General features: G+C 53.2%; 23 protein-coding genes and 1 pseudogene. 12 read left to right on the top strand and 12 right to left on the bottom strand.

The genetic code is table 11. The features are described 5' to 3' along the window. Window positions 1–80: 80 nt before the first annotated feature. Complete coding sequence (gene xylR, locus IB196_RS00810) at window positions 81–1,259, top strand: D-xylose utilization transcriptional activator XylR (RefSeq protein WP_048213671.1); 1,179 nt, start codon at window positions 81–83, stop codon at window positions 1,257–1,259. An 89-nt stretch (window positions 1,260–1,348) separates the two neighbouring features. On the opposite strand, the gene IB196_RS00805 is transcribed toward xylR, so the two are convergent. After that, entirely contained in the window at window positions 1,349–2,173 is an 825-nt protein-coding gene (locus IB196_RS00805) for a protein bax (protein ID WP_188231978.1), read from the bottom strand. Between the two features lie 316 nt (window positions 2,174–2,489). On the opposite strand from IB196_RS00805, the gene malS reads away from it, so the two are divergent. Beyond that, on the top strand, window positions 2,490–4,520 hold the full coding sequence (malS, locus tag IB196_RS00800; protein WP_188231977.1) for an alpha-amylase: 2,031 nt from the start codon (window positions 2,490–2,492) through the stop codon (window positions 4,518–4,520). Between the two features lie 176 nt (window positions 4,521–4,696). Next, window positions 4,697–5,947 (top strand): valine--pyruvate transaminase, encoded by a 1,251-nt coding sequence (avtA, locus tag IB196_RS00795; protein WP_005120517.1) that lies wholly within the window; start codon window positions 4,697–4,699, stop codon window positions 5,945–5,947. 35 nt (window positions 5,948–5,982) lie between these two features. On the opposite strand, the gene IB196_RS00790 is transcribed toward avtA, so the two are convergent. Both IB196_RS00790 and yiaJ read right to left on the bottom strand, forming a co-directional pair. Continuing rightward, window positions 5,983–6,456 carry a 4Fe-4S dicluster domain-containing protein gene (locus IB196_RS00790; RefSeq protein ID WP_040231611.1) on the bottom strand — a complete coding sequence of 158 codons (474 nt, stop codon included), beginning with the start codon at window positions 6,454–6,456 and terminating at the stop codon, window positions 5,983–5,985. 118 nt (window positions 6,457–6,574) lie between these two features. Continuing rightward, window positions 6,575–7,390 carry an IclR family transcriptional regulator YiaJ gene (gene yiaJ / locus IB196_RS00785; RefSeq protein WP_040231776.1) on the bottom strand — a complete coding sequence of 272 codons (816 nt, stop codon included), beginning with the start codon at window positions 7,388–7,390 and terminating at the stop codon, window positions 6,575–6,577. A 217-nt stretch (window positions 7,391–7,607) separates the two neighbouring features. Here yiaJ and yiaK point away from each other — a divergent pair, with 217 nt between their 5' ends. From yiaK to araD, 8 genes are all read left to right on the top strand, one after another. Next, window positions 7,608–8,606, top strand: coding sequence for a 3-dehydro-L-gulonate 2-dehydrogenase (gene yiaK, locus IB196_RS00780; RefSeq protein WP_040231609.1), 999 nt, complete (start codon window positions 7,608–7,610; stop codon window positions 8,604–8,606). Window positions 8,607–8,617: 11 nt separating this feature from the next. Continuing rightward, complete coding sequence (locus IB196_RS00775) at window positions 8,618–9,082, top strand: YhcH/YjgK/YiaL family protein (RefSeq protein WP_149691861.1); 465 nt, start codon at window positions 8,618–8,620, stop codon at window positions 9,080–9,082. A 12-nt stretch (window positions 9,083–9,094) separates the two neighbouring features. After that, window positions 9,095–10,027, top strand: coding sequence for a DUF4862 family protein (locus tag IB196_RS00770; RefSeq protein ID WP_149691862.1), 933 nt, complete (start codon window positions 9,095–9,097; stop codon window positions 10,025–10,027). A gap of 31 nt (window positions 10,028–10,058) precedes the next feature. Next, a complete protein-coding gene (locus IB196_RS00765; RefSeq protein WP_188231976.1) occupies window positions 10,059–11,378 on the top strand; it encodes an MFS transporter in 1,320 nt (439 codons plus the stop codon). A 97-nt stretch (window positions 11,379–11,475) separates the two neighbouring features. Then, window positions 11,476–12,978 carry an FGGY-family carbohydrate kinase gene (locus tag IB196_RS00760; RefSeq protein WP_188231975.1) on the top strand — a complete coding sequence of 501 codons (1,503 nt, stop codon included), beginning with the start codon at window positions 11,476–11,478 and terminating at the stop codon, window positions 12,976–12,978. After that, window positions 12,978–13,640, top strand: coding sequence for a 3-keto-L-gulonate-6-phosphate decarboxylase UlaD (gene ulaD, locus IB196_RS00755; RefSeq protein WP_149691913.1), 663 nt, complete (start codon window positions 12,978–12,980; stop codon window positions 13,638–13,640). The genes IB196_RS00760 and ulaD overlap by 1 nt, the downstream gene beginning before the upstream one ends. Then, a complete protein-coding gene (locus IB196_RS00750) occupies window positions 13,633–14,493 on the top strand; it encodes an L-ribulose-5-phosphate 3-epimerase (protein ID WP_040231605.1) in 861 nt (286 codons plus the stop codon). Before ulaD ends, IB196_RS00750 begins: the two co-directional genes overlap by 8 nt. Continuing rightward, the gene (gene araD / locus IB196_RS00745) at window positions 14,487–15,182 is read left to right on the top strand and encodes an L-ribulose-5-phosphate 4-epimerase (protein WP_005120504.1); all 696 of its coding nucleotides are present in this window, start codon (window positions 14,487–14,489) and stop codon (window positions 15,180–15,182) included. The genes IB196_RS00750 and araD overlap by 7 nt, the downstream gene beginning before the upstream one ends. Window positions 15,183–15,186: 4 nt before the next feature. Here araD and IB196_RS00740 read toward each other — a convergent pair. Together IB196_RS00740 and IB196_RS00735 are read right to left on the bottom strand one after the other, a co-directional pair. Then, a pseudogene (locus tag IB196_RS00740) lies at window positions 15,187–15,432 on the bottom strand (helix-turn-helix domain-containing protein); the annotation flags it as partial. A 214-nt stretch (window positions 15,433–15,646) separates the two neighbouring features. After that, window positions 15,647–16,387 carry a MipA/OmpV family protein gene (locus IB196_RS00735; protein WP_188231974.1) on the bottom strand — a complete coding sequence of 247 codons (741 nt, stop codon included), beginning with the start codon at window positions 16,385–16,387 and terminating at the stop codon, window positions 15,647–15,649. A 121-nt stretch (window positions 16,388–16,508) separates the two neighbouring features. Between IB196_RS00735 and IB196_RS00730 the strand changes: the two genes are divergently transcribed. Beyond that, window positions 16,509–17,462: a LysR family transcriptional regulator gene (locus IB196_RS00730; protein WP_005120500.1), complete on the top strand. Its 954-nt coding sequence runs from the start codon at window positions 16,509–16,511 to the stop codon at window positions 17,460–17,462. Window positions 17,463–17,479: 17 nt separating this feature from the next. Here the strand turns inward: IB196_RS00730 and IB196_RS00725 are convergent, their stop codons facing one another. The 7 genes from IB196_RS00725 to IB196_RS00695 all read right to left on the bottom strand — a co-directional run bounded on the left by IB196_RS00725 (window position 17,480) and on the right by IB196_RS00695 (window position 26,041). Continuing rightward, entirely contained in the window at window positions 17,480–18,616 is a 1,137-nt protein-coding gene (locus IB196_RS00725) for an HlyD family secretion protein (RefSeq protein WP_005120499.1), read from the bottom strand. 5 nt (window positions 18,617–18,621) lie between these two features. Further along, window positions 18,622–18,945, bottom strand: a complete 324-nt coding sequence (locus tag IB196_RS00720) for a DUF3302 domain-containing protein (RefSeq protein WP_005120498.1) — start codon at window positions 18,943–18,945, stop codon at window positions 18,622–18,624. Window positions 18,946–19,129: 184 nt separating this feature from the next. Next, window positions 19,130–20,668 carry an aldehyde dehydrogenase AldB gene (gene aldB, locus IB196_RS00715; protein ID WP_003837670.1) on the bottom strand — a complete coding sequence of 513 codons (1,539 nt, stop codon included), beginning with the start codon at window positions 20,666–20,668 and terminating at the stop codon, window positions 19,130–19,132. Window positions 20,669–20,760: 92 nt separating this feature from the next. After that, entirely contained in the window at window positions 20,761–21,912 is a 1,152-nt protein-coding gene (gene yiaY, locus IB196_RS00710; RefSeq protein WP_005120495.1) for an L-threonine dehydrogenase, read from the bottom strand. Window positions 21,913–22,100: 188 nt separating this feature from the next. Next, window positions 22,101–23,945: a selenocysteine-specific translation elongation factor gene (selB, locus tag IB196_RS00705; RefSeq protein WP_040231599.1), complete on the bottom strand. Its 1,845-nt coding sequence runs from the start codon at window positions 23,943–23,945 to the stop codon at window positions 22,101–22,103. Continuing rightward, entirely contained in the window at window positions 23,942–25,333 is a 1,392-nt protein-coding gene (selA, locus tag IB196_RS00700) for an L-seryl-tRNA(Sec) selenium transferase (protein ID WP_188231973.1), read from the bottom strand. The genes selB and selA overlap by 4 nt, the downstream gene beginning before the upstream one ends. 99 nt (window positions 25,334–25,432) lie before the next feature. Next, on the bottom strand, window positions 25,433–26,041 hold the full coding sequence (locus IB196_RS00695; protein WP_188231972.1) for a glutathione S-transferase: 609 nt from the start codon (window positions 26,039–26,041) through the stop codon (window positions 25,433–25,435). Window positions 26,042–26,057 lie beyond the last annotated feature (16 nt).

Genomic DNA, 26,057 nt, shown 5'->3' with positions numbered 1-26,057 from the left:
TTGTCACGCTTCATCAAGTAGTCGCACCTGCGGTTTTGGTAGTATTGACAGGCCACGTTAACCTTTCAGGACAGGCTCTTATGTTTGATAAACGACACCGCATCACCCTATTATTTAATGCTAATAAAGCCTATGACCGTCAGGTGGTAGAGGGCGTAGGTGAATATTTACAGGCATCGCAATCCGAGTGGGATATATTCATTGAGGAAGATTTCCGTGCCCGTATTGATAATATCAAAGACTGGTTAGGCGACGGTGTTATTGCTGATTATGACGATGATGACATTGCGCAATTACTTGCCGATGTCGATGTTCCCATCATCGGCGTTGGGGGTTCCTACCATCTTGAAAGCGATTATCCACCCGTCCATTACATTGCGACCGATAACCATGCGCTGGTGGAAAGCGCTTTTTTGCATCTGAAAGAAAAAGGGGTCAACCGATTCGCATTTTATGGTCTGCCCTCTTCCAGCGGCAAGCGCTGGGCTGCCGAGCGTGAATATGCCTTTTGCCAGTTGGTCGCCAAAGAGAAGTACCGTGGCGTTGTCTATCAGGGGCTGGAAACCGCACCAGAAAACTGGCAACACGCGCAAAATCGACTGGCAGACTGGCTGCAAACTTTACCCCCGCAAACCGGTATTATCGCCGTGACTGATGCGCGTGCGCGGCATGTTCTGCAGGCCTGCGAGCATTTGCATATCCCGGTGCCGGAAAAACTGTGTGTTATTGGGATAGATAACGAAGAACTCACCCGCTACCTGTCCCGCGTCGCGCTGTCATCCGTTGCTCAGGGCGCACGACAGATGGGCTATCAGGCAGCAAAACTTCTGCACCGCTTACTGGCGAATGAAGAACTGCCGCTGCAACGCATTCTGGTGCCTCCGGTACGCGTCGTTAATCGTCGTTCAACCGACTATCGCTCACTGACCGATCCCGCTGTCATTCAGGCAATGCACTTTATCCGCAACCATGCCTGTAAAGGCATCAAAGTCGAGCAAGTGCTGGATGCTGTCGGGATTTCACGTTCGAATCTCGAGAAGCGCTTTAAAGACGAGGTCGGGGAGACCATCCACGCCGTGATTCATGCCGAAAAACTGGAAAAAGCGCGTAGCCTGTTGATCTCCACGACGCTCGCGATAAACGAAATATCACAAATGTGCGGCTACCCGTCGTTGCAGTATTTCTATTCCGTTTTCAAAAAAGAATACGACACGACGCCAAAAGAGTACCGTGACATGAACAGTGAGGTATTGCTGTAGGGGGAATTGGCCGGATGGCGGTTTCGCCTAATCCGGCCTACAGAGCGGCTCACAGGCCTGATAAGCGTCGCGCCATCAGGCCTGTGGAATTACATATGCGCGGCAATTAAACGCTGGTTATCCTGATACATGGCGAACAGATAGTTGTTGTAGCTCTGTCCTTTCGTGGAATAACCCTTCAACTTATGGATCATCGCGGTGGCGGTGACTTCCTGATCGGCCTTTCGCAGCTGCACGCGTGACTTACGGAAAGAAGAGTAAGCCGGATGCGTGTTCAGGTTAATGACATAGGCATTCACCGACTCTTTTACCGATTCAAACTGTGAGTAGCCTTTCACCTTACCGGGTGCATTGTTGCAGCGGCCTTTGACACATTTCATGCCAAACAGGTTGTTATTGCTACGCGCCAGTTTCGATGTGCCCCAACCGCTTTCAGCCGCAGCCATAGTCGCCACCATACTGGTAGGAATGATGTCTACGCGCTCAAGCAGCGTATTCCATGGAATTTTACGCGTGTTACCAGACCAGCTCACCTTGTAGCGTTTCGCGATATCTTTCATACGCGTACGCTCAGTTGGTGACCAGCGATTCTGGTACTGCTTTGAGAGCAGCCAGTTACGGTCCGCCGTAATGGCAGCATTTTGACTGGTAATATAAGGCATAACCGTCCGGAGAAACGCTTTTTTCCTTGGTGTTCCGGAAGGGTATTTTCGCAAATCAGGAAGTGAACTACTCTTTGCACTATTGCGAGAATACTCTTGTTTACTGCTTACCTGTGTATTACTTGCCTTGATTACCTGGGGCTTATGATTCGTTGTCGCCGTGTGTGTCTTTGCCAGCACCTCACCCGAAAATGCAACGGTGAGTAACATAAGAATCATTGCCCCATATCGTCGAATGGGAGTCAATATCATTAGGTCTCCTGGTCGGATTTAAACATTCCAACACCTTATATTTTTCACAAAAATGAGAGATGAATCTCAAATCATATCAAAAATAGCCGTCAAGAGCACCCAAAGGAATAGTCCAATTCTGAAACTATGTCACGTACAAACCGTTCCGGGTGCGGTTAATTCGAAGAAAATGTGGAGGTTATCGCAAAACCAGGTCGTTTTTTGCGCGCGATCGCTCACCCTCATCTCTCATCCGGGCAGAATCGACGCTAAGGATGAGTTTCCGCTCTGATTTCACTGGCAAACTGGCGTAAATCGCAGCATCAAGGACAGCATTATGAAACTTGCCGCCGTTGCGCTGGTATTACTGCCCGGCATTGCCATCGCCTCATCATGGACTTCTCAGGAATTTCCTACCTTCGAAGCGGAAGGTACGGGTAAATTCGTCAGCCATGCAGCGTTGACGAAGGGTACTCGCCCTTTGACCCTGAATTTTGACCAACAGTGCTGGCAGCCTACAAATGCCATTAAACTCAATCAGATGCTGTCGCTAAAACCCTGTGAAGGCACACCGCCACAGTGGCGTTTATTTAAAGACGGCGATTACACATTGGAAGTCGATACCCGCTCCGGTACACCGACGCTAATGCTGTCAGTAAAAAACGAGGCTGATCCCGTCACCGCCCAAATCCGCCAGTGCCCAAAATGGGATGGCTCGCCGCTGACGCTGGATGTGAGCCAGACATTCCCGGAAGGCGCCGTGGTACGCGATTACTATAGCCAGCAAACGGCAACGGTGAAAAACGGGTCGATTACCTTACAGCCCGCCGCAACCAGTAACGGGCTGTTGCTGCTGGAACGGGCAGAAACCGATGCCCCCGCCGCCTTCGACTGGCATAACGCCACGGTATATTTCGTCCTGACGGACCGCTTTGAAAACGGCGATCCGACTAATGATCACAGCTATGGACGTCGCAATGACGGTATGCAGGAAATTGGTACCTTTCACGGAGGAGATTTACGCGGGCTGACCAACAAACTCGACTACCTGCAACAATTGGGCGTCAACGCCTTGTGGATCAGCGCGCCGTTTGAACAAATCCACGGCTGGGTTGGCGGTGGTACTAAAGGCGATTTTCCCCACTACGCCTATCACGGTTACTACACCCAGGACTGGACCACGCTCGACGCCAATATGGGTAACGAGGCCGACCTGCGCGCGCTGGTTGATGGCGCACACCAGCGCGGCATCCGTGTCCTGTTTGATGTGGTGATGAACCATACCGGCTACGCCACGTTGGCAGATATGCAGGAGTATCAGTTTGGGGCGTTGTACTTATCGGGCGATGAGCTGAAAAAAACGCTCGGGGAACGCTGGACGGACTGGAAGCCCGCTGCCGGGCAGAGCTGGCACAGTTTTAATGATTACATCAACTTCAGCGATAAATCCGGCTGGGAAAAATGGTGGGGGAAAAACTGGATCCGCACCGATATTGGCGATTACGACAATCCTGGCTTTGATGACCTGACCATGTCGCTGGCGTTCCTGCCCGATCTGAAAACCGAATCCACCACACCTTCCGGGCTGCCAAACTTTTATCAGCACAAGCCGGATACGCACGCCAAAGCCATTGCCGGTTACACGCCCCGGGATTATCTGACGCACTGGCTCAGTCAGTGGGTCCGTGATTACGGGATTGACGGTTTTCGGGTCGATACCGCCAAACACGTCGAACTTGCTGCCTGGCAGCAGCTAAAAACACAGGCCAGCGCGGCGTTAGTCGAATGGAAGAAAGCCAACCCGGACAAAGCGCTGGATGATAAACCCTTCTGGATGACCGGCGAAGCCTGGGGTCACGGCGTAATGCAAAGCGATTATTACCGTCACGGCTTCGACGCGATGATCAATTTCGACTATCAGGAGCAGGCGGCAAGGGTCGTCGATTGTCTGGCAAATATGGATCTCACCTGGCAACAAATGGCGGAGAAACTGCAGGACTTCAACGTCCTGAGCTATCTCTCCTCGCACGATACGCGTTTGTTCCGCGAAGGTGGAGACAAAGCCGCCGAGTTGTTGTTGCTGGCACCTGGTGCGGTACAACTTTTTTACGGTGACGAGTCGGCACGACCTTTCGGCCCAACCGGTTCAGACCCGTTACAGGGTACACGCTCGCAGATGAACTGGCAGGATGTGACCGGGAAATCTGCCGCCAGTGTCACGCACTGGCAGCGTATTAGCCAGTTCAGGGCTCGTCATCCCGCAATCGGAGCGGGTAAACAAACCACGCTGTCATTAAAACAGGGATACGGATTTATCCGCGAACACGGCGACGATAAAGTCATGGTCGTGTGGGCCGGTCAACCCTGAACCCAACAGGCTTCTCATGCCCAACGGCGCGGGAAGCCAGATTCAATATAAAAAACTATCCAGAAAAAAATCTGCAGCACAAAACATCAATTCGGCTCTGTAGGCCTGATTTGCACCCCGCCATAGGTAGCGCTATGGTTAGCCACTTTAATACTGAGTTCGACAGACCACCTGCTATGACATTCTCACTTTTTGGCGACAAATTTACCCGCCATTCAGGCATCACACGCCTGATGGAGGACCTCAACGACGGTTTACGCACCCCAGGCGCCATCATGCTCGGCGGCGGTAATCCGGCACAAATTCCAGAGATGCAAAATTACTTTCAATCTCTGCTGGCAGATATGCTGGAAAACGGCAAAGCCACTGATGCGCTTTGTAATTATGACGGTCCACAAGGTAAAACCGAGCTACTGTCTGAGTTGGCGAAACTACTACGTGAGAAGTTGGGTTGGGATATAGAGCCACAAAATATTGCACTGACAAATGGTAGTCAAAGCGCGTTTTTCTACTTATTCAATCTGTTCGCCGGACGCCGCGCTGACGGAACAACACAAAAAGTGTTATTCCCATTAGCCCCGGAATACATTGGCTATGCCGATTCCGGACTGGAAGAAGATCTTTTCGTCTCCGCACGTCCGAACATCGAACTGTTACCGGAAGGTCAGTTTAAGTATCACGTTGATTTTGAACACCTGCACATCGGTGAAGAGACGGGCATGATCTGCGTGTCACGTCCGACCAACCCGACAGGCAACGTGATCACCGATGAAGAGCTGATGAAGCTGGACCGGCTGGCCAACCAGCATGGGATCCCGTTGGTGATTGATAATGCCTATGGCGTACCGTTCCCCGGCATCATCTTTAGCGAAGCACGCCCGTTGTGGAACCCTAACATTGTGCTGTGCATGAGCCTTTCGAAGCTGGGTCTGCCCGGTTCACGCTGCGGCATCATTATCGCCAATGAAAAAATCATCACCGCCATTACCAATATGAACGGCATCATCAGCCTTGCACCTGGCGGAATGGGCCCGGCAATCATGTGTGAAATGATTAAGCGTAACGACCTGCTACGTCTGTCCGAGACGGTGATCAAACCGTTTTATTACCAGCGCGTTCAGGAGACAATTGCGATCATTCGCCGCTATTTATCTGAAGATCGCTGCCTGATCCATAAACCAGAGGGCGCGATTTTCCTGTGGCTGTGGTTCAAAGATTTGCCCATCACGACTGAACTACTGTATCAGCGCCTGAAAGCGCGCGGCGTACTGATGGTTCCCGGTGACTACTTCTTCCCAGGGCTGGATAAACCCTGGCCGCATACCCATCAGTGCATGCGCATGAACTACGTGCCAGAGCCGGAGAAAATCGAAGCGGGAGTGAAGATTTTGGCTGAAGAGATCGAACGCGCCTGGCTGGAAGGCTGATGATAAACCCGACCCTACCACGGGTCGGGCTCATTTCACAGCGGCTGGGAACGTAGACGCTGTTTCTGGACGCTGACCGCATCTATACACTGCAACGCGCTGGTCGGGCAGGCTTCGACACACGCGGGTCCCGCCTCACGGTGCCAGCACAAATCACATTTTATCGCCTGCACCCGCGACGAGCGGGCGACGACATTCATTGCCCCAAACGGGCAAGCCAGCATACAGCTTTTACAGCCAATACAACGCGCCTGTTCAACGAAGATATGCCCATGTTCACGACGAATAGCATACGTTGGGCACACGTTAGCGCAGGGAGCATCTTCGCATTGATGACAAGCGACCGCCGTCGTAAAAGCGTCATCTTTGATCACGCGGATCCGCGGAGTAAACGCAGTGGAAGAGACCGATGCGCAGTCCTGGTTTTGCTGATGCGCGACGACACAGGCCACCTCGCAGGTGCGACACCCAATACATTTTGCCGCATCCGCCATAATAAACGCGTTCATTGCCCCCCTCCATCTGCGTGAAAACCACAGAGTGCCAGAGAGGTTGCCCCTGTCGCTTTGATCGGACAGGGGAAATGGTTAAATTTTGTCAGGTGACTGAACGACGCCAGGCATACGCCTAATCGCGAACGCTAAAGCCCAGCTCATTGGAAATGGCCTGCGCGGTTTCCCGCAGCGGCTTGAGTAAATTCTTTTCTCCGACCTGCTTCAGGCGCGAGGTAGAGAGTGAAATCGATACCGAGTACGGCACCCGCCCATGAATATCAAACACCGGCACGGCAATGCAGGAAACGCCCAGCTCGTTCTCTTCCCGATCCATTGCCATGCTGCTTTCGCGGATCTGCGCCAGCTCATCGTACATGGCCGGTAAACCAGTAATCGTATTGCGGGTCAGCGGCTGAATCAGATCCTGATGGCTCTGCCAGTAAGATTCCACATAGTCCGGATGACCAAATGCCATATAAATTTTGCCCATCGCCGAGCAATACAGCGGCATATGCTGACCGATATAAGCGCGGGTACGCAGCATGCCCGTCGTCGGCTCCAGCTTATAAATCAAAATCGCATGGTCGTCTTCACGACTGGAGAAGTTGATGGTTTCACCGGTGGCGATATTCAGCGCTTCAAGGTGCGGCGCAGCAACATGGATGATGTTCAGTGACGACAACGCCTTCTGACCCACGGCAATAAATTTGGTGGTCAGGCGATAACTCCCTGCCGCTGGCGCGGGGGTGACATACCCACAGGATTGCAGCCCTTGCAGCAGTCGATGCACGGTACTTTTGTTCAGCCCTGCCAGTTCAGACAAATGCGCCAACGGGCAACCATTCGGATAGTTGCTCAAAATCTCAATCAACATCAAACCACGGAACAGGCTCTGACTTCCGGCTGGCCTCTCTTTGTCTTGCGTCATCTCACTCTCTTTTGTGCCCATCATTTCCGCTCCCCTTTTCGTCGCGCTCTGATGGTAGCGCAAAGTGTGTTTCAGTTCACGATCTGAACCGAAAAAATACAACCATTTGATTTTAATGATTTTAAAAAACATGGCACCCCGTTGATCTGTCAAAATTTGATCGCTATATTTGAAATCAGATTTCGCATAGTGAAATTTAGAGATAAAAAAGCGATCAAATTTAAACAAGGAAACAGGAATGAAAGTCACTTTTGAGCAGTTGAAAGAAGCGTTCAATCGGGTTCTGCTGGCACGCGGTATCGCCGCTGAAACCGCCGATGCCTGTGCCGAAATGTTTGCCCGTACCACCGAGTCCGGTGTGTATTCGCACGGCGTCAACCGTTTTCCCCGTTTCATTCAGCAACTGGATAACGGTGACATCATTCCTGAGGCCAAACCGCAGCGCATTACCAGCCTGGGGGCAATTGAGCAGTGGGATGCCCAACGTTCGATCGGCAATTTGACGGCGAAAAAGATGATGGATCGTGCCATTGAACTGGCCTCCGATCACGGTATTGGCCTGGTCGCGCTGCGTAACGCCAACCACTGGATGCGCGGCGGCAGCTATGGCTGGCAAGCGGCGGAGAAAGGCTACATCGGTATCTGCTGGACCAACTCCATTGCCGTGATGCCTGCATGGGGTTCTAAAGAGTGCTGCATCGGCACTAACCCGCTGATTGTTGCCATCCCCTCCACGCCGATCACCATGGTCGATATGTCGATGTCGATGTTCTCCTACGGCATGCTGGAAGTTAACCGTCTGGCGGGCCGTGAACTGCCGGTGGACGGCGGGTTCGACGATAAAGGTAATCTCACCAGAGAACCTGGCGTTATCGAGAAAAATCGCCGTATCTTGCCAATGGGTTACTGGAAAGGTTCAGGTCTGTCGATTGTGCTGGATATGATCGCCACCCTGCTTTCAGACGGTTCTTCCGTGGCTGAGGTCACCCAGGACAACAGCGATGAATATGGCGTTTCACAGATTTTCATCGCCATTGAAGTAGACAAGCTGATCGACGGCGCCACCCGCGACGCCAAACTGCAGCGCATTATGGATTTCATCACCGCCGCTGAACGCGCAGATGAAAACACGCCTGTCCGCCTGCCGGGCCACGAGTTTACCAAGCTGCTGGAAGAAAACCGCCGCAACGGTATCACCGTTGATGACAGCGTCTGGGCCAAAATTCAGGCGTTGTAAGGAGTCAGAGTATGATCTTTGGACATATCGTTCAGCCTAACCCGTGTCGTTTACCCGCGGCGATTGAAAGGGCGCTCGACTTTCTGCGTAGCACAGACTTCCGCAAACTGGAACCGGGCGTGGTGGAAATTGACGGTAAAAATATCTTCGCGCAGATTATCGATTTAACCACGCGTGATGTTGCCGAAAATCGCCCGGAAGTGCATCGCCGCTACCTGGATATTCAGTTTCTGGCCTGGGGTGAAGAAAAAATCGGTATCGCGATTGATACCGGGAATAACCCAATCAGCGAATCGTTATTAGAACAGCGCGATATTATTTTTTATCACGCCAGCGAACATGAATCATTCATCGAAATGGTTCCGGGAAGCTACGCCATATTTTTCCCGCAGGATGTTCACCGCCCTGCATGTCATAAAACTGTCGCCACGGCGATCCGCAAAATAGTTGTGAAGGTTGCTATTTCAGTTTTATAAAAGGAGCACAACATGAGCGTTAATAATGCCGGTTATATTATCGGTGCGTACCCCTGTGCACCCTCATTTCACCAAAAGAGTGAAGAGGAAGAGAAGGAATTCTGGCGGCTGCTCGCCGATACCCCGGATATTCGCGGTCTGGAGCAGCCCTGCCTTGAACATCTTCACCCGTTAGGCGACGAATGGTTATTGCGTCATACGCCGGGCGACTGGCAAATCGTGGTCACCGCCATTATGGAAACCATGCGCCGTCGCGGCGCAAACAGCGCTTTTGGGCTGGCTTCCAGCGACGAAGAACAGCGTACAGCCTGCGTAGCGTATTACCGTCATCTGCAGCAGAAAATCAACCATATCAATGCAATCCACGCCGGAAAAGTGATTGCGCTGGAGTTGCATGCCGCACCCAATGCCAGCAATCCAAATGTTGCGCAGGCCACCGACGCGTTTGCCCGTTCGCTGAAAGAGATTACCTCCTGGGACTGGTCCTGCGATCTGTTGCTGGAACATTGCGATGCCATGACCGGCATTGCGCCACGCAAAGGCTTTCTGCCGTTAGACAATGTGCTGGAGGTCATTGCCGGGTATGACATCAGCGTGTGCATTAACTGGGCGCGATCGGCCATTGAAGGACAGAACCCCGCTCTGGCGCTGACCCACACACAGCAGGCCAAACGGGCTGGAAAACTGGGCGCGTTGATGTTCTCCGGCACCACAATAACGGGAGACTACGGCGAGTGGCAGGACTTACATGCCCCATTTGCCCCGTTCTGCCCACAAAGCCTGATGACCACCGACCATGCCCGCGAATTATTCGCCTGCGCAGAAGCCGAACCATTGCAATTTGCCGGTATAAAATTGCTGGAAATAAACGCCAATGCAGATGTGAACCATCGCGTAGCAATATTGCGCGACGGCATTGCGACATTAAATAAAACAAAATTATAAAAATAGCACATTACTCTACGAGAATATTAATATGAACATGACCTCTCGCCCTACACTCAAAGATATACCCCGTCAGCGCTGGCTGCGGATTATTCCACCTATTTTAATCGCCTGTATTATTTCTTATATGGACCGCGTCAATATCGCCTTCGCGATGCCGGGCGGTATGGATGCCGAATTAGGTATTTCCGCCACCATGGCAGGACTGGCGGGCGGTATTTTCTTTATCGGTTATCTGTTTTTACAGGTTCCCGGTGGAAAAATTGCCGTTCACGGCAGCGGCAAGAAATTTATCGGCTGGTCGCTGGTTGCCTGGGCGGTGATTTCCGTCCTCACGGGGTTAATCACTAATCAGTACCAACTGCTGGTTCTGCGCTTTTTACTCGGCGTTGCCGAAGGCGGCATGCTGCCGGTGGTGCTGACGATGATCAGTAACTGGTTCCCCGACGCCGAGCGTGGTCGCGCCAATGCGATCGTGATTATGTTTGTGCCGATTGCCGGGATCATTACCGCCCCGCTCTCAGGCTGGATAATCACCGTTCTCGACTGGCGCTGGCTGTTCATTATTGAAGGTTTGCTTTCCGTCGTTGTACTGGTGTTGTGGGCCTATACCGTTTACGACCGTCCACAGGAGGCGCGCTGGATCTCTGAGGCCGAGAAAAATTATCTGGTCGAAACGCTGGCCGCCGAACAAAAAGCCATTGCCGGAACCGAAGTCAAAAATGCCTCTCTGGGCGCGGTGCTTTCCGATAAAACCATGTGGCAGCTCATCACGCTGAACTTCTTCTATCAGACCGGGATTTACGGTTACACCCTGTGGCTGCCGACCATCCTCAAAGAGTTGACGCACAGCAGCATGGGACAGGTCGGTATGCTCGCCATTCTGCCGTACGTCGGGGCCATTGCCGGGATGTTCCTGTTCTCTTCTCTTTCTGACCGCACCGGCAAACGCAAGCTGTTCGTCTGCCTGCCATTGATTGGCTTTGCCCTGTGCATGTTCCTCTCCGTGGCGCTGAAAAATAACGTCTGGCTGGCTTATGCCGCGCTGGTCGGCTGCGGCTTCTTCCTGCAATCGGCAGCGGGCGTGTTCTGGACCATTCCGGCACGTTTATTCAGTGCGGAAATGGCCGGTGGCGCACGCGGGGTCATCAACGCGCTGGGTAACCTCGGTGGCTTCTGCGGTCCTTACGCGGTCGGCGTACTCATCACCCTGTATAGCAAAGATGCGGGAGTTTACTGCCTGGCTATCTCACTGGCTCTGGCCGCGCTGATGGCGCTGCTGCTGCCAGCCAAATGCGACGCCGGTGCCGCTCCGCTAAAGACACTGAATCCACATAAACGTACAGCGTAAAACAATGCCCGGTGGCGCTTCGCTTACCGGGCCCACAAGCTGCAACCGTCCCAGGCCGGATAAGCGCAGCGCCATCCGGCAAAAATGAGATAACAAGATGAGTGAGAAAGAGACCTTCTGGCTGGGCATTGATTGTGGTGGTACGTATCTGAAAGCCGGGTTGTATGACGCCAAAGGTCATGAGCATGGTATTAACCGGCAATCGTTGCAGACCGCATCGCCATTGCCCGGTTACGCCGAACGCGATATGCACCAGCTGTGGCAACAGTGTGTAGCCACGATCGCCGGGCTGTTAGCACGCACCGGCGTCTGCGGCGATCAAATCAAAGGTGTCGGTATTTCCGCTCAGGGCAAAGGCCTGTTCCTTCTCGATAAGCAGGATAAACCGCTGGGCAATGCCATCCTCTCTTCCGACCGCCGGGCGATGGAAATCGTCCAGCGCTGGCAGCAGGATGGAATTCCCGAGCAGCTCTACCCGGTCACCCGCCAGACGTTATGGACCGGGCACCCGGCATCATTGCTGCGCTGGGTGAAAGAGAATCAACCCCAACGTTACGCGCAAATTGGCTGCATCATGATGGGCCATGACTATCTGCGCTGGTGCTTAACCGGCGTCAAAGGCTGCGAAGAAAGCAATATCTCCGAGTCGAACCTCTACAACATGACTTCGGGTCAGTACGACTCGCGCCTGACCCAGTGGCTGGGCATCAGTGAGATCGACAATGCGCTGCCGCCGATTGTCGGCTCAGCAGAAATATGCGGGGAAATCACCGCTCAGACAGCCGCCATAACCGGTCTGGCGGCGGGCACGCCCGTCGTCGGCGGACTGTTTGATGTGGTTTCCACCGCACTCTGCGCCGGTATCGAAGATGAATACACCCTCAACGCGGTGATGGGTACCTGGGCCGTCACCAGCGGGATCGCTCACGGCCTGCGCGACCACGAGGCCCATCCCTATGTCTATGGGCGCTATGTCAACGACGGGCAGTACATTGTTCACGAAGCCAGTCCGACCTCTTCCGGCAATCTGGAATGGTTTACCGCCCAGTGGGGCGAACTCTCTTTTGCTGAGATCAATCAGGCCGTTGCCAGCTTACCGAAAGCCGGTAGCGAGCTTTTCTTCCTGCCCTTTTTGTACGGCAGCAACGCCGGGCTGGAGATGACCAGCGGCTTTTATGGCATGCAGGCGATACACACTCGCGCCCACTTATTGCAGGCCATCTACGAAGGCGTGGTTTTCAGCCACATGACCCACCTCAACCGCATGCGCGAACGCTTTACGAAGGCACATACCCTGCGCGTCACCGGCGGCCCGGCGCACTCCGACATCTGGATGCAGATGCTGGCAGACGTCAGCGGTTTACGTATCGAATTGCCGCAGATTGAAGAGACCGGTTGCTTTGGCGCTGCGCTCGCCGCCCGCGTCGGCACCGGCGTTTATTCCAACTTCAGCGACGCCCAGCGCAGCCTACAGCACCCGGTGCGCACGCTATTGCCGGACACCGCCGCGCAGGCGAGCTACCAGCGTAAATACCGCCAATATCTGGATTTAATTACCGCACTACAGGGCTACCACGCCCACATTAAGGAGCACGAATGATGAGTCGACCATTACTACAACTGGCGCTCGACCACACCAGCCTTGAAGCCGCACAACGCGACGTCGCTCTGCTACACGAAAGCGTCGATATCGTTGAGGCGGGGACGATTCTCTGCTTAACCGAAGGGCTGCGCGCCGTGAAAGCCCTGCGCGCTCAGTGCCCGAATAAAATCATCGTCGCCGACTGGAAAGTGGCCGATGCGGGCGAAACCCTCGCGCAGCAAGCCTTTGGCGCAGGTGCCAACTGGATGACCATCATCTGCGCTGCGCCGCTGGCAACGGTAGAGAAAGGTCATGGCATCGCGCAGTCCTGCGGCGGCGAAATTCAGATGGAGCTGTTCGGTAACTGGACGCTGGATGATGCCCGCGACTGGTATCGCGTTGGCGTTCGCCAGGCGATTTACCATCGCGGGCGCGATGCTCAGGCCAGCGGACAACAGTGGGGAGAAGCGGATCTGGCGCGCATGAAGGCGCTTTCCGATATCGGCCTGGAACTGTCGATTACCGGTGGGATCACCCCCGCCGATCTGCCGTTGTTCCGCGATATTAACGTGAAAGCCTTTATTGCCGGGCGTGCGCTGGCGGGAGCGCAAAACCCAGCGCAGGTTGCTGGCGAATTCCATGCGCAAATCGACGCTATCTGGGGAACACAGCATGCGTAATCATCCATTAGGTATCTATGAGAAAGCACTCGCCAAAGACCTCAGCTGGCCAGAACGGCTGGTGCTGGCAAAAAGCTGCGGTTTTGATTTTGTCGAAATGTCGGTGGATGAAACCGATGAGCGCCTGTCACGTCTCGACTGGAGCGCAACACAGCGCGCATCGTTAGTCAGCGCGATACTGGAAACAGGCGTGGCGATCCCGTCAATGTGCCTGTCAGCCCACCGTCGTTTTCCCTTTGGCAGCCGCGATGAAACCGTGCGTGAGCGGGCGCGAGAAATAATGAGCAAAGCCATTCGCCTGGCGCGTGATTTAGGTATTCGCACCATTCAACTCGCAGGTTACGACGTCTATTACGAAGAACATGACGCAGGCACGCAGCAGCGCTTTGCCGAAGGACTGGCATGGGCAGTGGAGCAGGCCGCCGCCGCGCAGGTGATGCTGGCGGTAGAAATCATGGATACCGCGTTTATGAACTCGATCAGCAAGTGGAAAAAGTGGGACCAGATGTTGTCCTCGCCGTGGTTCACCGTCTATCCGGACGTCGGTAACCTCAGCGCCTGGGGGAATGACGTCACGGCCGAATTGACGCTGGGTATTGACCGCATCGCTGCTATCCACCTGAAAGACACGTTGCCGGTAACCGAAACCCATCCGGGCCAGTTTCGCGATGTGCCGTTTGGCGAAGGGTGCGTGGACTTTGTTGGCATCTTCAAAACGCTGCATCAGCTGAACTATCGCGGGTCGTTTCTGATTGAAATGTGGACTGAAAAAGCGAAAGAGCCGGTACTGGAAATTATCCAGGCACGGCGCTGGATAGAAGCACGCATGCAGGAAGGAGGATTTCCATGTTAGAACAACTGAGAGCCGAGGTGCTGGCGGCCAACCTGGCGCTCCCGGCACATGGTTTAGTGACCTTTACCTGGGGCAACGTCAGCGCAGTGGATGAAACACGTAAACTGATGGTGATTAAGCCATCCGGCGTGGAATATGAGGTGATGACTGCCGACGATATGGTGGTGGTGGATATTGCCAGCGGCAACGTGGTGGAAGGCAGTAAAAAACCGTCGTCCGACACGCCAACCCATCTGGCGCTGTACCGTCGTTATCCACAGATCGGCGGGATCGTCCATACCCATTCTCGCCACGCGACGATCTGGTCGCAGGCGGGTCTGGATCTCCCGGCATGGGGCACCACCCATGCCGATTATTTCTATGGTTCTATTCCATGTACGCGTCTGATGACCACTGAAGAGATCAACGGCGAATATGAATATCAAACCGGAGAGGTGATCATTCAGACCTTCGAGCAGCGCGATCTCAATCCACTGCAGGTTCCGGCGGTATTGGTGCACTCCCACGGACCGTTCGCCTGGGGTAAAAACGCGGCAGACGCGGTGCATAACGCCGTGGTGCTCGAAGAGTGCGCCTACATGGGGCTGTTCTCTCGCCAGTTGGCCCCGCAGTTGCCGGATATGCAGTCTGAGCTGCTGGATAAACATTATCTGCGCAAACACGGGGCGAATGCGTATTACGGGCAATAACGGGTCAGGCGCTATTGATATGTTCTTTGCAATAGCGCCGTTTCCACGCCGCGGGCGTCAGGCTGGTGTGTTTGCGGAAGATTTTGCGAAACTAGCCCACGTCATTAAACCCACATTTCATCGCCACTTCGGTAAGCGACAACAAATCACTGATCAACAGTTTTTCTGCCGCTCTCACCCGCTGGCGATGCAACGCTTCGATTAACGTCAGCCGGAAAGCGCCACGAAAAACACGCTGTAAATCAAAATGTACGTGGGTAATAGCATGGAAGTTCCCTTGAGAACAGGACGCTCAAATTACGCATTAGCGGCGATTATCCGTGGCATGAGCAGGTAAAAATCACCATCGACTCAGCCGAGCCTGGCAGGAAGGCGTGAAGCAAAGTAGCGCCGACGCTTCGCGCTTTATCCGGCCTGGCGTACTGAAAAGATTGCCCTCCTCCCTGAGGACAAACGGGTGAGAATCAGAAACGCCAGCTCACCCCTGACAGGAAAGTGAAGCTGTCGTCGCGATCGACCATCGGGCTATTTTTAATATCATCCGGTAGCACGCTATAGTTGGCGCTGGCCAGCAACGTCAGGTTAGCGGTTAACAGATATTTCGCGGTCAGCGCAACATAGGGTGTCCAGCTGTCCCCTGGGGAATAACTTGATAACCCGCTACGGCGGGATTCATTGCCAGAGATGCCGTAATAATATTCGTTAAAGTTTTCGTCATAGTAGAGCACGCCAACCGCCGGGGTTAACATCAGTTTGCCCATCGGCATTTGACGGAACAGAGACATTTCTCCAACCCAGCCGTTGCTGTTATCCAGAACATCTGCAGCTGCGGATACTTTTAAGCTGCCCCATTGTTCATGATGATACCAGGCAGCGCCGACCATTGCGGTACTGTCACGCTTATCGAGCTGTTTCATCGCATGATCGTCGTTATCGGCAGGGTCAAATTGAAGCGGCATCCAGGACGCAGTTACGCTAAATTCATTGCTTTTACTTTTTGACAATATATACCCTAAGGTTGTTTGTCTAAAATAAAAAGATTCACTTTCATAACTGACCAGCGGTGCGGCATGAACATTATCATTATATCCGCGATAAGGTGATTCGTTATATACAGCCCCAGCGCCAAGAGAAAATTCTGCGGCTGATGCACTCGCCATAAAAGAAAAAGCAATTAGCGCCACAACATTGCGTTTAGTTAACATGCCAACTTTCCATTTCGAAATAAGCTACAAAGCGCGTGCATAATAATGCTTACAATTTCATCGATGCAACATTCATATTTATATAGTAATATATAAAATCATATATATATTGGGCTTTGCGATGAATAAATTACAACTCAAACACCGGGAATTGAAGATTATCTCGGTAATCGCTGCCAGTGAAAACATCAGCCACGCAGCGACTATCCTCGGCATTGCGCAAGCCAACGTCAGTAAATATCTTGCTGACTTTGAATCAAAAGTAGGGTTAAAGGTTTTCGACAGAACCACCCGACAACTCACCCTTACTCCGTTTGGCACGGCACTGCTTCCCTATATCAATGACATGCTGGACAGGAACAACCAACTTAATAATTTCATAGCTGATTATAAGCATGAAAAACGTGGTCGTGTCACGGTATATGCTCCAACGGGCATCATTGCTTATTTATCGCAACATGTGATCGCAAAAATTCAGGATATCGGCGATATTAGTCTCTCGCTAAAAACATCTAATCTGGAACGTAAAGCCTTTTATGAAGGAGTCGAATTTCCTGATGACTGTGATGTTTTAATTACCTATGCACATCCAAAAGATGAATCTTTGGTCGCCAGTTTTATTACCAAATATGTGGTTACCGCTTTCGCCAGTAATCAATACCTGGCCCAACATCCCATCAGCACTCCTGAAGAACTTGAGCATCACTCCTGTATTCTGATTGATTCCATGATGATTGATGATGCCAACATTTGGCGATTCTCTTCCTCCGATGGCAAACAAATGCATGACTATCGCGTAACGGGTAATTATGTTTGCGACAATACGCAATCTGCGCTGTCGTTGGCGCGAAACCATCTGGGCATTGTGTTTGCGCCAAATGAAAGTGTAAAAGCCGATATCCAATCTGGGCTGCTGAAGCCGTGCTTTTCTGAACAGCATGAATGGTGGCTGGATCTGGTGGCTATTTTCCGCAAACGTGAATATCAGCCCTGGCGAGTGCAGTACATACTGGATGAAATGTTAAATGAGATTCGCCAGCAGCTTACTCAGGCGCGATATCTGCAGCCTGAGTAAACGAGACCTGGGGATATTTAGTGGTCAAGATACAGATAATGTACCCAACTGGTCATTCGCAACAAGACTTTGCGCATGACGGACACATGTTCGAAGTGGTCTGAATAAACGGCGACCTGCGCGTAAATCCCATCAGGTAACGCGCTAACCTCCGCATTATCATTCAGCTCAATCGTGGCGATCACCCCTTCCGAACCGGGCGTGGAATTTAAAGATTGCAGCGCCCCATTCGACTGGTATGTACCACCCGGCACAGCCGGACTAATCGCAGCCAGTTTACCGCGAAATACCTTACCCGGCAGCGCGTTAAATACCACTTCAGCTTCATCGCCAGGTTCCAGACGCAGCAGCGAGTTTTGACGGAACTGGGCGATAATTTGCCGTTTTTGATCCGGGATAAACACCATCACCGGACGCATAGGCAGCGCGGCGGCATAGGTTCCCGGGCGCATCAGCACCTGCGTAACATAGCCATCGCTGGGCGCGCGAACCACGGTCTGGTCCAGGTTGAACTCCGCTTCGGCTAACTGCGCTTTCAGACTGGCAATTTGCGAATTCTCGCCCAGTATCAGGCTGTCTAACTGGCTCTGTATTTGCTGCTGCTCCGCGACAGAGGATTTCACCGATGCTTCCTGCGCCAGATAGTTTTGCCGCGCCGCATCGATATCGTGTTCAGAAAAAGGATTCACCTTCGCCTGACTCCCCTGCGCATAACGCTGGTAATCTTTCGCCAGCTTGTCACGGGTAGCCTTTGCCCGCTGCGTGTTAGCTTTCATTTCGTCCAGCCGCGCCACCAGCGCCTGCTCTTTGTGTTGTGCGGTGACAATATCGGCTTTCAGGCGATCAACCCGCGCCTGATAACGCCCCGGATTAAGTTTAAATAGCACCTCGCCTTTGTTGATCAGCGTATTCTTCTTATCCGTCACTTCCGTCACGACCCCCGTCACCTGCGGTACTACGGGAATAGAAATGACCGCCTTTTGCGCCTTAAAGGTATACGGATGGTTATAATTCATCAGTAATATCAGTCCGCACACAATAAATATACCGCCCAATGCTGCTGTCGGTACTGTCCATTTATTGACAGGTATTTTAAAAATTTTAAATATTGACCATGCACACGCCACATAGGTCAAAACGATCAGTAAATCCATCAATATTACTCCGCCGGATAGGTCTTAACCTCACCCAGTTTCTTTTCCAGATCGGCTACCCGTTCCTGCAGTTGAATAAGAGAAGAGTCCGCACTCTGCATACCCCAGCCGCGCTCCGGGCGATACAGTGTTGCCCAGATCCACAAAAAGGGCCAAATAACATGTAAGGTAAACAAACTCACCCAACCCGCGACATGTATTGCGTCGGCATGAGGATGATTACGTTTTTTTGCAATCAGATAGGGAATATCATGCAGAATAATAACCCCATAAAAAATGACCAGGAATACAAAAACAAGCACTCCTAATGCAAAATAATCAAGAAACATATTTGCCTCAGAGATTGAAATAACAAATAAGAACTCTATTTAGATTAACAAATAGATTGAATGATAGTAGATGAGTATGTATATGGAATGCAATTATCTTATTTATATAACGACATATGGGTTTATATATAACTGCAGAATAAAGATATGCCCGGCGCAAAACCGGGCAATAAGTGACGAGAAATTAAAACAGTCCCAGAGGTTTATCCGAGTAGCTCACCAGCAGGCACTTGGTTTGCTGATAATGCTCAAGCATCATCTTATGCGTCTCGCGTCCGATGCCCGATTGCTTATAGCCGCCGAACGCCGCATGTGCCGGGTAAGCATGGTAGCAGTTGGTCCATACGCGCCCCGCCTGAATCCCACGGCCCATCTTGTACGCCAGATTTCCGTTACGGCTCCAGACGCCAGCGCCCAGTCCGTATTGAGTGTCATTGGCGATTTCCAGCGCCTCTTCCATGGTTTTAAAGGTCGTGACGGCCAACACCGGTCCGAAGATCTCTTCCTGGAAAACCCGCATGTTGTTCTTGCCAAACAGAATGGTCGGTTCGAGGTAGTAACCCTCTTTTAACTCGCCATCCAGCTGCTTGCGCCGCCCGCCGGTGAGAACATCCGCCCCTTCTTTCTTACCAATATCGATGTAATTCAGAATGGTTTCCAGTTGACCATGCGACACCTGCGCGCCCATCTGCGTCACGCTGTCTAACGGGTTACCGCTACGAATACTCTCCACGCGACGAATGGCTCTTTCCATAAAACGTTCGTAAATGGATTCCTGTACCAGCGCACGGCTCGGACAGGTACACACTTCGCCCTGGTTGAAGGCAAACAACGCAAAACCTTCCAGCGCTTTGTCAAAAAATGCATCTTCTTCATCCATCACGTCAGCGAAGAAGATATTGGGTGATTTCCCACCCAGCTCCAGCGTCACAGGGATAATGTTCTGCGTGGCGTACTGCATGATCTGCTGCCCAACTTCCGTTGAGCCGGTAAACGCCACTTTCGCAATGCGTTTAGACGTCGCCAGATACTCACCAATTTCCCCACCTGCGCCATTTACCACATTCACCACGCCTGGCGGGAGCAGATCGCCGATAACTTCCATCAGCAGCAGTACGGACAGCGGCGTCAGGCGCGCAGGTTTAAGCACCACGCAGTTACCCGCCGCCAGCGCAGGCGCCATCTTCCAACTGGCCATCAGCAGGGGGAAGTTCCACGGAATAATTTGTCCTACCACACCAAGAGGCTCATGGAAGTGATAAGCCACGGTCTCGCTATCAACTTCGCTTATTCCCCCTTCCTGCGCACGAATACAGGAAGCGAAATAGCGAAAATGATCAATCGCCAGCGGCACGTCTGCCGCGCTGGTTTCACGGATGGGTTTACCGTTATCCCAGGTTTCTGCCGTCGCCAGCAGTTCCAGGTTTTGCTCCATACGGTCGGCGATTTTGAACAGAATCGCCGCCCTGTCCTGCACGGATGTCTGCGCCCACTTGTCTTTTACTTTGTGCGCGGCATCCAGTGCCAGATCGATATCTTTTTTGCCGGAAGAGGCCACTTCGCACAGTAATTGCCCGGTTACCGGCGTCAGGTTTTGGTAATACTCGCCGTCCACCGGAGCGACCCAGTCACCGCCGATAAAGTTATCGTATCGGGCTTTTAACTTCAGAGGATAACCATACTCGCCGGGATAAATACGCGTTGAAGGGGGGTTGTTGGTCATGACCGTCTCCTTGCTGTAGGGGTACTACAAGGGTAGACGGGGCTGGCGAATTATTCGCCAGCCATTTACTGCTTTACGACAGGTATCACGAATTACATGGCAGCGCGATAAATCGCCATGATTTCTTCATGAGTCGCCTGAATCGGGTTAGTGAAACCGCAGGCATCTTTCAGGGCATTGGTCGCCAGTACGGCAATATCCTCGTCCTTCACGTTCAGCTCACGCAGACCGGCCGGAATATTCACTTTCTGCGCCAGCTCGCGGATCGCCGTGATGCAGGCTTCCGCCCCTTGCTCTGCGCTCAAACCCGCAACGTTCACGCCCATTGCCGCCGCGCAATCGCGCAGGCGGGCAGCAGCAACTTTACTATTAAATACCTGTACATGCGGCAGCAGTACGGCATTACATACGCCGTGCGGCAGATCGTAGAAGCCACCCAACTGGTGCGCCATGGCGTGTACGTAACCCAGAGAGGCGTTGTTAAAGGCCATGCCCGCGAGGAACTGCGCATAGGCCATGGCTTCGCGCGCCTGAGCATTGCTGCCCTCTTCAACGGCGACCGGCAGGTTTTGCGCAATCATGGTGACCGCTTTCAGCGCACACGCATCGGTAATCGGCGTGGCAGCAATCGACACGTAGGCTTCAATCGCGTGGGTCAACGCATCCATACCGGTTGCCGCCGTCAGCGACTTCGGCATGCCGACCATCAGCGAGGAGTCATTAACCGACAGCAGCGGTGTAACGTGCTTATCGACAATCGCCATTTTAATGTGGCGTACTTCATCAGTAATGATGCAGAAACGGGTCATCTCTGATGCCGTGCCCGCGGTGGTGTTAATGGCGATCATCGGCAACTGCGGTTTTGCAGAACGGTCTACGCCTTCGTAATCGCGAATATCGCCGCCGTTAGCCGCCACCAGCGCAATGCCTTTCGCACAATCGTGTGGGGAACCGCCGCCAAGGGAAATTACGCTATCACAGTCGTGTTCTTTCAACATTTGCAGACCTGCGGCAACGTTGCTGGTTGTCGGATTAGGATGCGTACCATCGTAAATTACGCTGAAAATATCACGTTCCTGCAGCGCTTTTTGAATTTCACTCGCCATACCTAATTTCGCCAGCATGGCATCCGTGACAATTAACGTACGACGAAAACCATATTCCGCCATTGTATTCATTGCGTCTTTTAATGAACCAGCGCCAATTACATTCACGGAAGGAATAAAAAATGTTGAAGCAGCCATTGTACGATCCTTAATTACTCAAAAGAGGCAGGAAGCATACGAGTGATAATCCCAACAAAATATGATCGTGGTTGTTATTTTAATAACATTAGAAATTAAAAAGCACATTAGGTTCATAATCTAATGTGCTTATTTCAATCAATATCTATTTTGTATTAATTCATTTATTTTCTGAATTAATTGTTTCATTACTTTTCGGGAAACAGTAATGCATCGCGTAATAAATGATCATTTCCCCGACGACGCGTAAAACCAATACGGTCAAAATATTCCAGAATCTGAATAGCCAATTTACGCCCAACGTTAAGCCTGTCGCGGAAATCGGCAGCGCAGGTCGATCCTCGCTCCTGATCCAGTTCGCGGATCATATTGGCAAAGGCCACAATCCGATCGTTACGGTAATAGCGATCTTTAACGATCGCGGTGATGATGCCTTGCTGCGCCGCTTGCCGTAACGCCATACGCATTATCTGCTCATCCGTACCGGTCTGTTTTGCCAGATCGCGTACCCACCATGGCTCATCGCCAAAAAGCGGTTCTGCTTTTTGCCAGATAGCCTGCTGCTCATCGCTAAAACCGGCCTTATGATCGGGCAAATGCAGCCAGCCATGATGACTATGGATGACGCCGCTCTCACGCATCTTTTCAATCAGCAGCAGAACCAGTGCTTCGTCTTCCATTGGTAACGCCATCCGGCGCAGGCGTTCGCGCCCGGGCCCTGGCTCATCACGGTGCTGGTCGTGGTAAGTCGCCAGCGTATCAAGGATTTTGCGCTGCCAGAGAGCGGCAACGGTGGCATTCAACAGACTGTATCCCGCCTGAATAAAGCCATGCTGCTCAATCAACGGACGCATGCCGTTACCGTTGAGCTGACGCGCCCAGGCGAAGTCAGGAATATTCACCGCTCCGCGCGTCAGATGCAGCGCCAGGGCGTCGCCGTCATTTTGCGCCTTCTCCAGCGCCGCCAGCCATTGTAAATACTCCGGCTTACGCTTCCCGCGACGCGGCGGATTGAGCGTTACCACGCGCGCACCGGCCAGCGTCGTGCGAGCCGAAATATCACGCAGCACCAGACGGTCGTTATCGGCGAGCCACAGTGGTGTATCAAACACCAGCTCCGCCAGCGTCCCTTCGAGCAGGGAAATACGCCCGGTGACGTGGCTGGCCGCGTGGTGAATATGCAGAGGTTGCCACTGCATCAGCGGTGCAGCGTGTTCTAAAGAGACAATGACGCGTGAGAAGGCCTCCGGCGGCGCATCAGCAAGCAGCCAGTCACCGCGGTTAAGGTCTTCTTTTTGCGCATCACCGGCAATATTCAGGGCAATACGTTGTCCCGCCTGTGCGCGATCGGTGGCGTGATTTTGCGCATGCAGGCTACGTACGCGCATCGGTTTGTTGACGCCCGTGAGCCACAACGTATCACCGACATTCACTTCACCGCTGAGCGCCGTCCCGGTCACCACCAGTCCCGCGCCTTTGACCGTAAAAGCCCGGTCAATCGCAAGGCGAAAGCTGCGATCGCGGGCATGCTCACGCGACGTTAATTGCAGCAAATGTTCGCGCAGTTCTTCGATTCCACGGCCTTCACTGGCGGCCGTCACAAACAGAACCGCATCGGCGAAACCATAGTTCTCAAGCGTAGTGTGCACCTCAGCACGCACCGCGTTGATGCGAGCTTCATCCACGCGATCGGCTTTGGTGAGCGCCACGGTGATCTGCGGATTGCCCGTCAACTGCAGAATTTGCAAATGCTCACGCGTTTGCGCCATCACGCCGTCATCACACGCCACCACCAGCAGCGCGTGATCGATACCGCCGACACCCGCCAGCATGTTGGAAAGAAACTTTTCGTGTCCGGGAACATCGATAAATCCCAGTATCCGCCCGTCCGGCTGCGGCCAGTAGGCATAGCCGAGATCGATGGTCATGCCGCGCTTTTTTTCTTCCGGCAGACGGTCGGCGTTCACGCCGGTAATCGCCTGTAATAACGTTGTTTTTCCGTGGTCAACGTGTCCGGCGGTTGCAATAATCATTTCAGCATCATCTCCATAAACCGGGTCTCGTCTTCAAGGCAGCGCAGGTCCAGCCACATGCGGCCATCATAAATCCGGCCAATGATCGGCACGGGCAGCGCACGCCAGCGGGCGGCCAGGGCTTCGAGGCGGCTACCGCGCCCATCATGGGGGGTAAAGGTTAATGCCGCGCTGGGCAGTCTATCAACCGGTAGCGAACCGCTGCCAATTTGCGACAGGCAAGGCATGACGTTCAGGGCGAATTCGTCGCCGTAATGCTCAGCAAGCTGTGCCTGTAATTGTTGTGCCTGCGCGTGTACAGCCTCTTGCGAACGGGTGAGCTGGCGTAGCGTCGGCAACTTCTGCGCCAGCGCTTCCGGGTGCAGGTAGAGCCGCAGCGTCGCTTCCAGCGCAGCCAATGTCATTTTATCAGCCCGTAATGCGCGTTTCAGCGGATGGCTCTGTAAGCGAGCGATCATCTCTTTTTTACCGACGATTATCCCGGCCTGCGGCCCGCCCAGCAGTTTATCCCCAGAGAAGCTCACCAGGCTGACGCCAGCGGCAATCAGCTGTTGCGGCATCGGCTCCTGCGGTAATCCATACTGGCTGAGATCGACCAGCGAGCCGCTGCCGAGATCCGCCACCACTGGCACATCCAACGCCTTGCCAATAGCGGCCAGCTCAGCCTCATCCACCGAGCTGGTAAAGCCTTCAATGCTGTAATTACTGGTATGGACTTTCATCAGCAGAGCGGTATTTTCATTCACCGCCTGACGGTAATCTTTCGCATGGGTCCGGTTGGTAGTACCTACCTCACGCAGAACACATCCGGCCTGGCACATCACGTCCGGAATACGAAACGCGCCGCCAATTTCCACCAGCTCACCGCGCGAAACGACCACCTCTTTGCCGTTAGCCGTAGCGGCCAGCATCAATAAAACCGCTGCCGCATTGTTATTGACGATACAGGCATCCTCCGCCCCCGTCAGACGGCAGAGTAAATCCGCCAGCGCCCGATCCCGATGTCCACGCCCGGCGTCAGTCAGGCTGTATTCCAGCGTCACCGGCGTACGCATTGCTTGCACCACCGCCTCGATCGCTTCTTCGGCCTGCGACGCGCGCCCAAGATTGGTATGCAGCACCGTTCCGGTCAGGTTAATCACCGGACGCAGCGCGCTCTGCGATTCTCGTTCCAGCCGGGCACTGGCTTCTTGCGCCCAGTCCTCACACCATGCCGGGAGCGCGTGCGTGTCGCGAATCGCTTCTCTGGCTTCGTCGAGCATATGACGCAGCAGGTCAACCACCCGGGTATGACCGTGAGACTCACGTAAGGCTGGGAAGGCGCTATCGCGCAATAAACGATCGATAGCGGGAAGCTGGCTGTAGAGTGAACGCATGTCGGTTGTCATGAAAGGGCCTGGCTGTTGGTGGCCCTCTCCACCGTGGAGAGGGCTATCGATATAGGAAGGATTGTACCGTGACTTTGCTCAGGCGGACATACATACACATCAAGCCTTTGGCGGTTCTGTGCGGGCAAAACTTTCGCGTTGAAAAAGCGTTTCCACCAGTTTGACCAGACGCGGGCGGTCAACACACCAGCCGGGCGCGACCCGACGGAAATTGAGATAACCGACGGCGCAGGCAATCGCAATGGTAGCCAGGTTAACCGTATCCGTTTTCAGCGTACCGTCCGCCAGATAGCCTTCCAGCATATCCAGGCTACGGGTTATCTTCCCCCGCTGGCGTAACAATTCAGTTTCTGACTGCTGCGCGGCGGGGCGAGCCTGCTCGAGCACCGAGACTAAACCCGCATCCATAATACCGTCGGCCAGCGCTTCCAGTTGACGAACTTTGAGTGCCGCCATCGGTTCGCACGGCAGCATAGCTGGCGCAATATCCAGCAGCTCGATGTATTCTGCGATAATTGGAGAGTCGAACCAGTACTCGCCCTCATCGGTGACCAGCGCGGGCACTTTCCCTAGCGGGTTATAGCGCGCCACGCCGCTATCCGCGTTATAGGGGAGTTCATTCACAAATTCAAAGGTGATGCCCTTTTCCAGTAACAGAATAGAAATCTTACGCACAAAAGGGCTGGTATAGCTGCCAATGAGTTTCATGCCGGGTCCTTTTTGC

Source organism: Citrobacter sp. C6_1 (genome assembly GCF_014596835.2).
Taxonomy (GTDB): domain Bacteria; phylum Pseudomonadota; class Gammaproteobacteria; order Enterobacterales; family Enterobacteriaceae; genus Citrobacter; species Citrobacter pasteurii.
The sequence above is the reverse complement of the archived record's forward strand: the minus strand, read 5'-3'. Positions and strand labels throughout refer to the sequence as shown.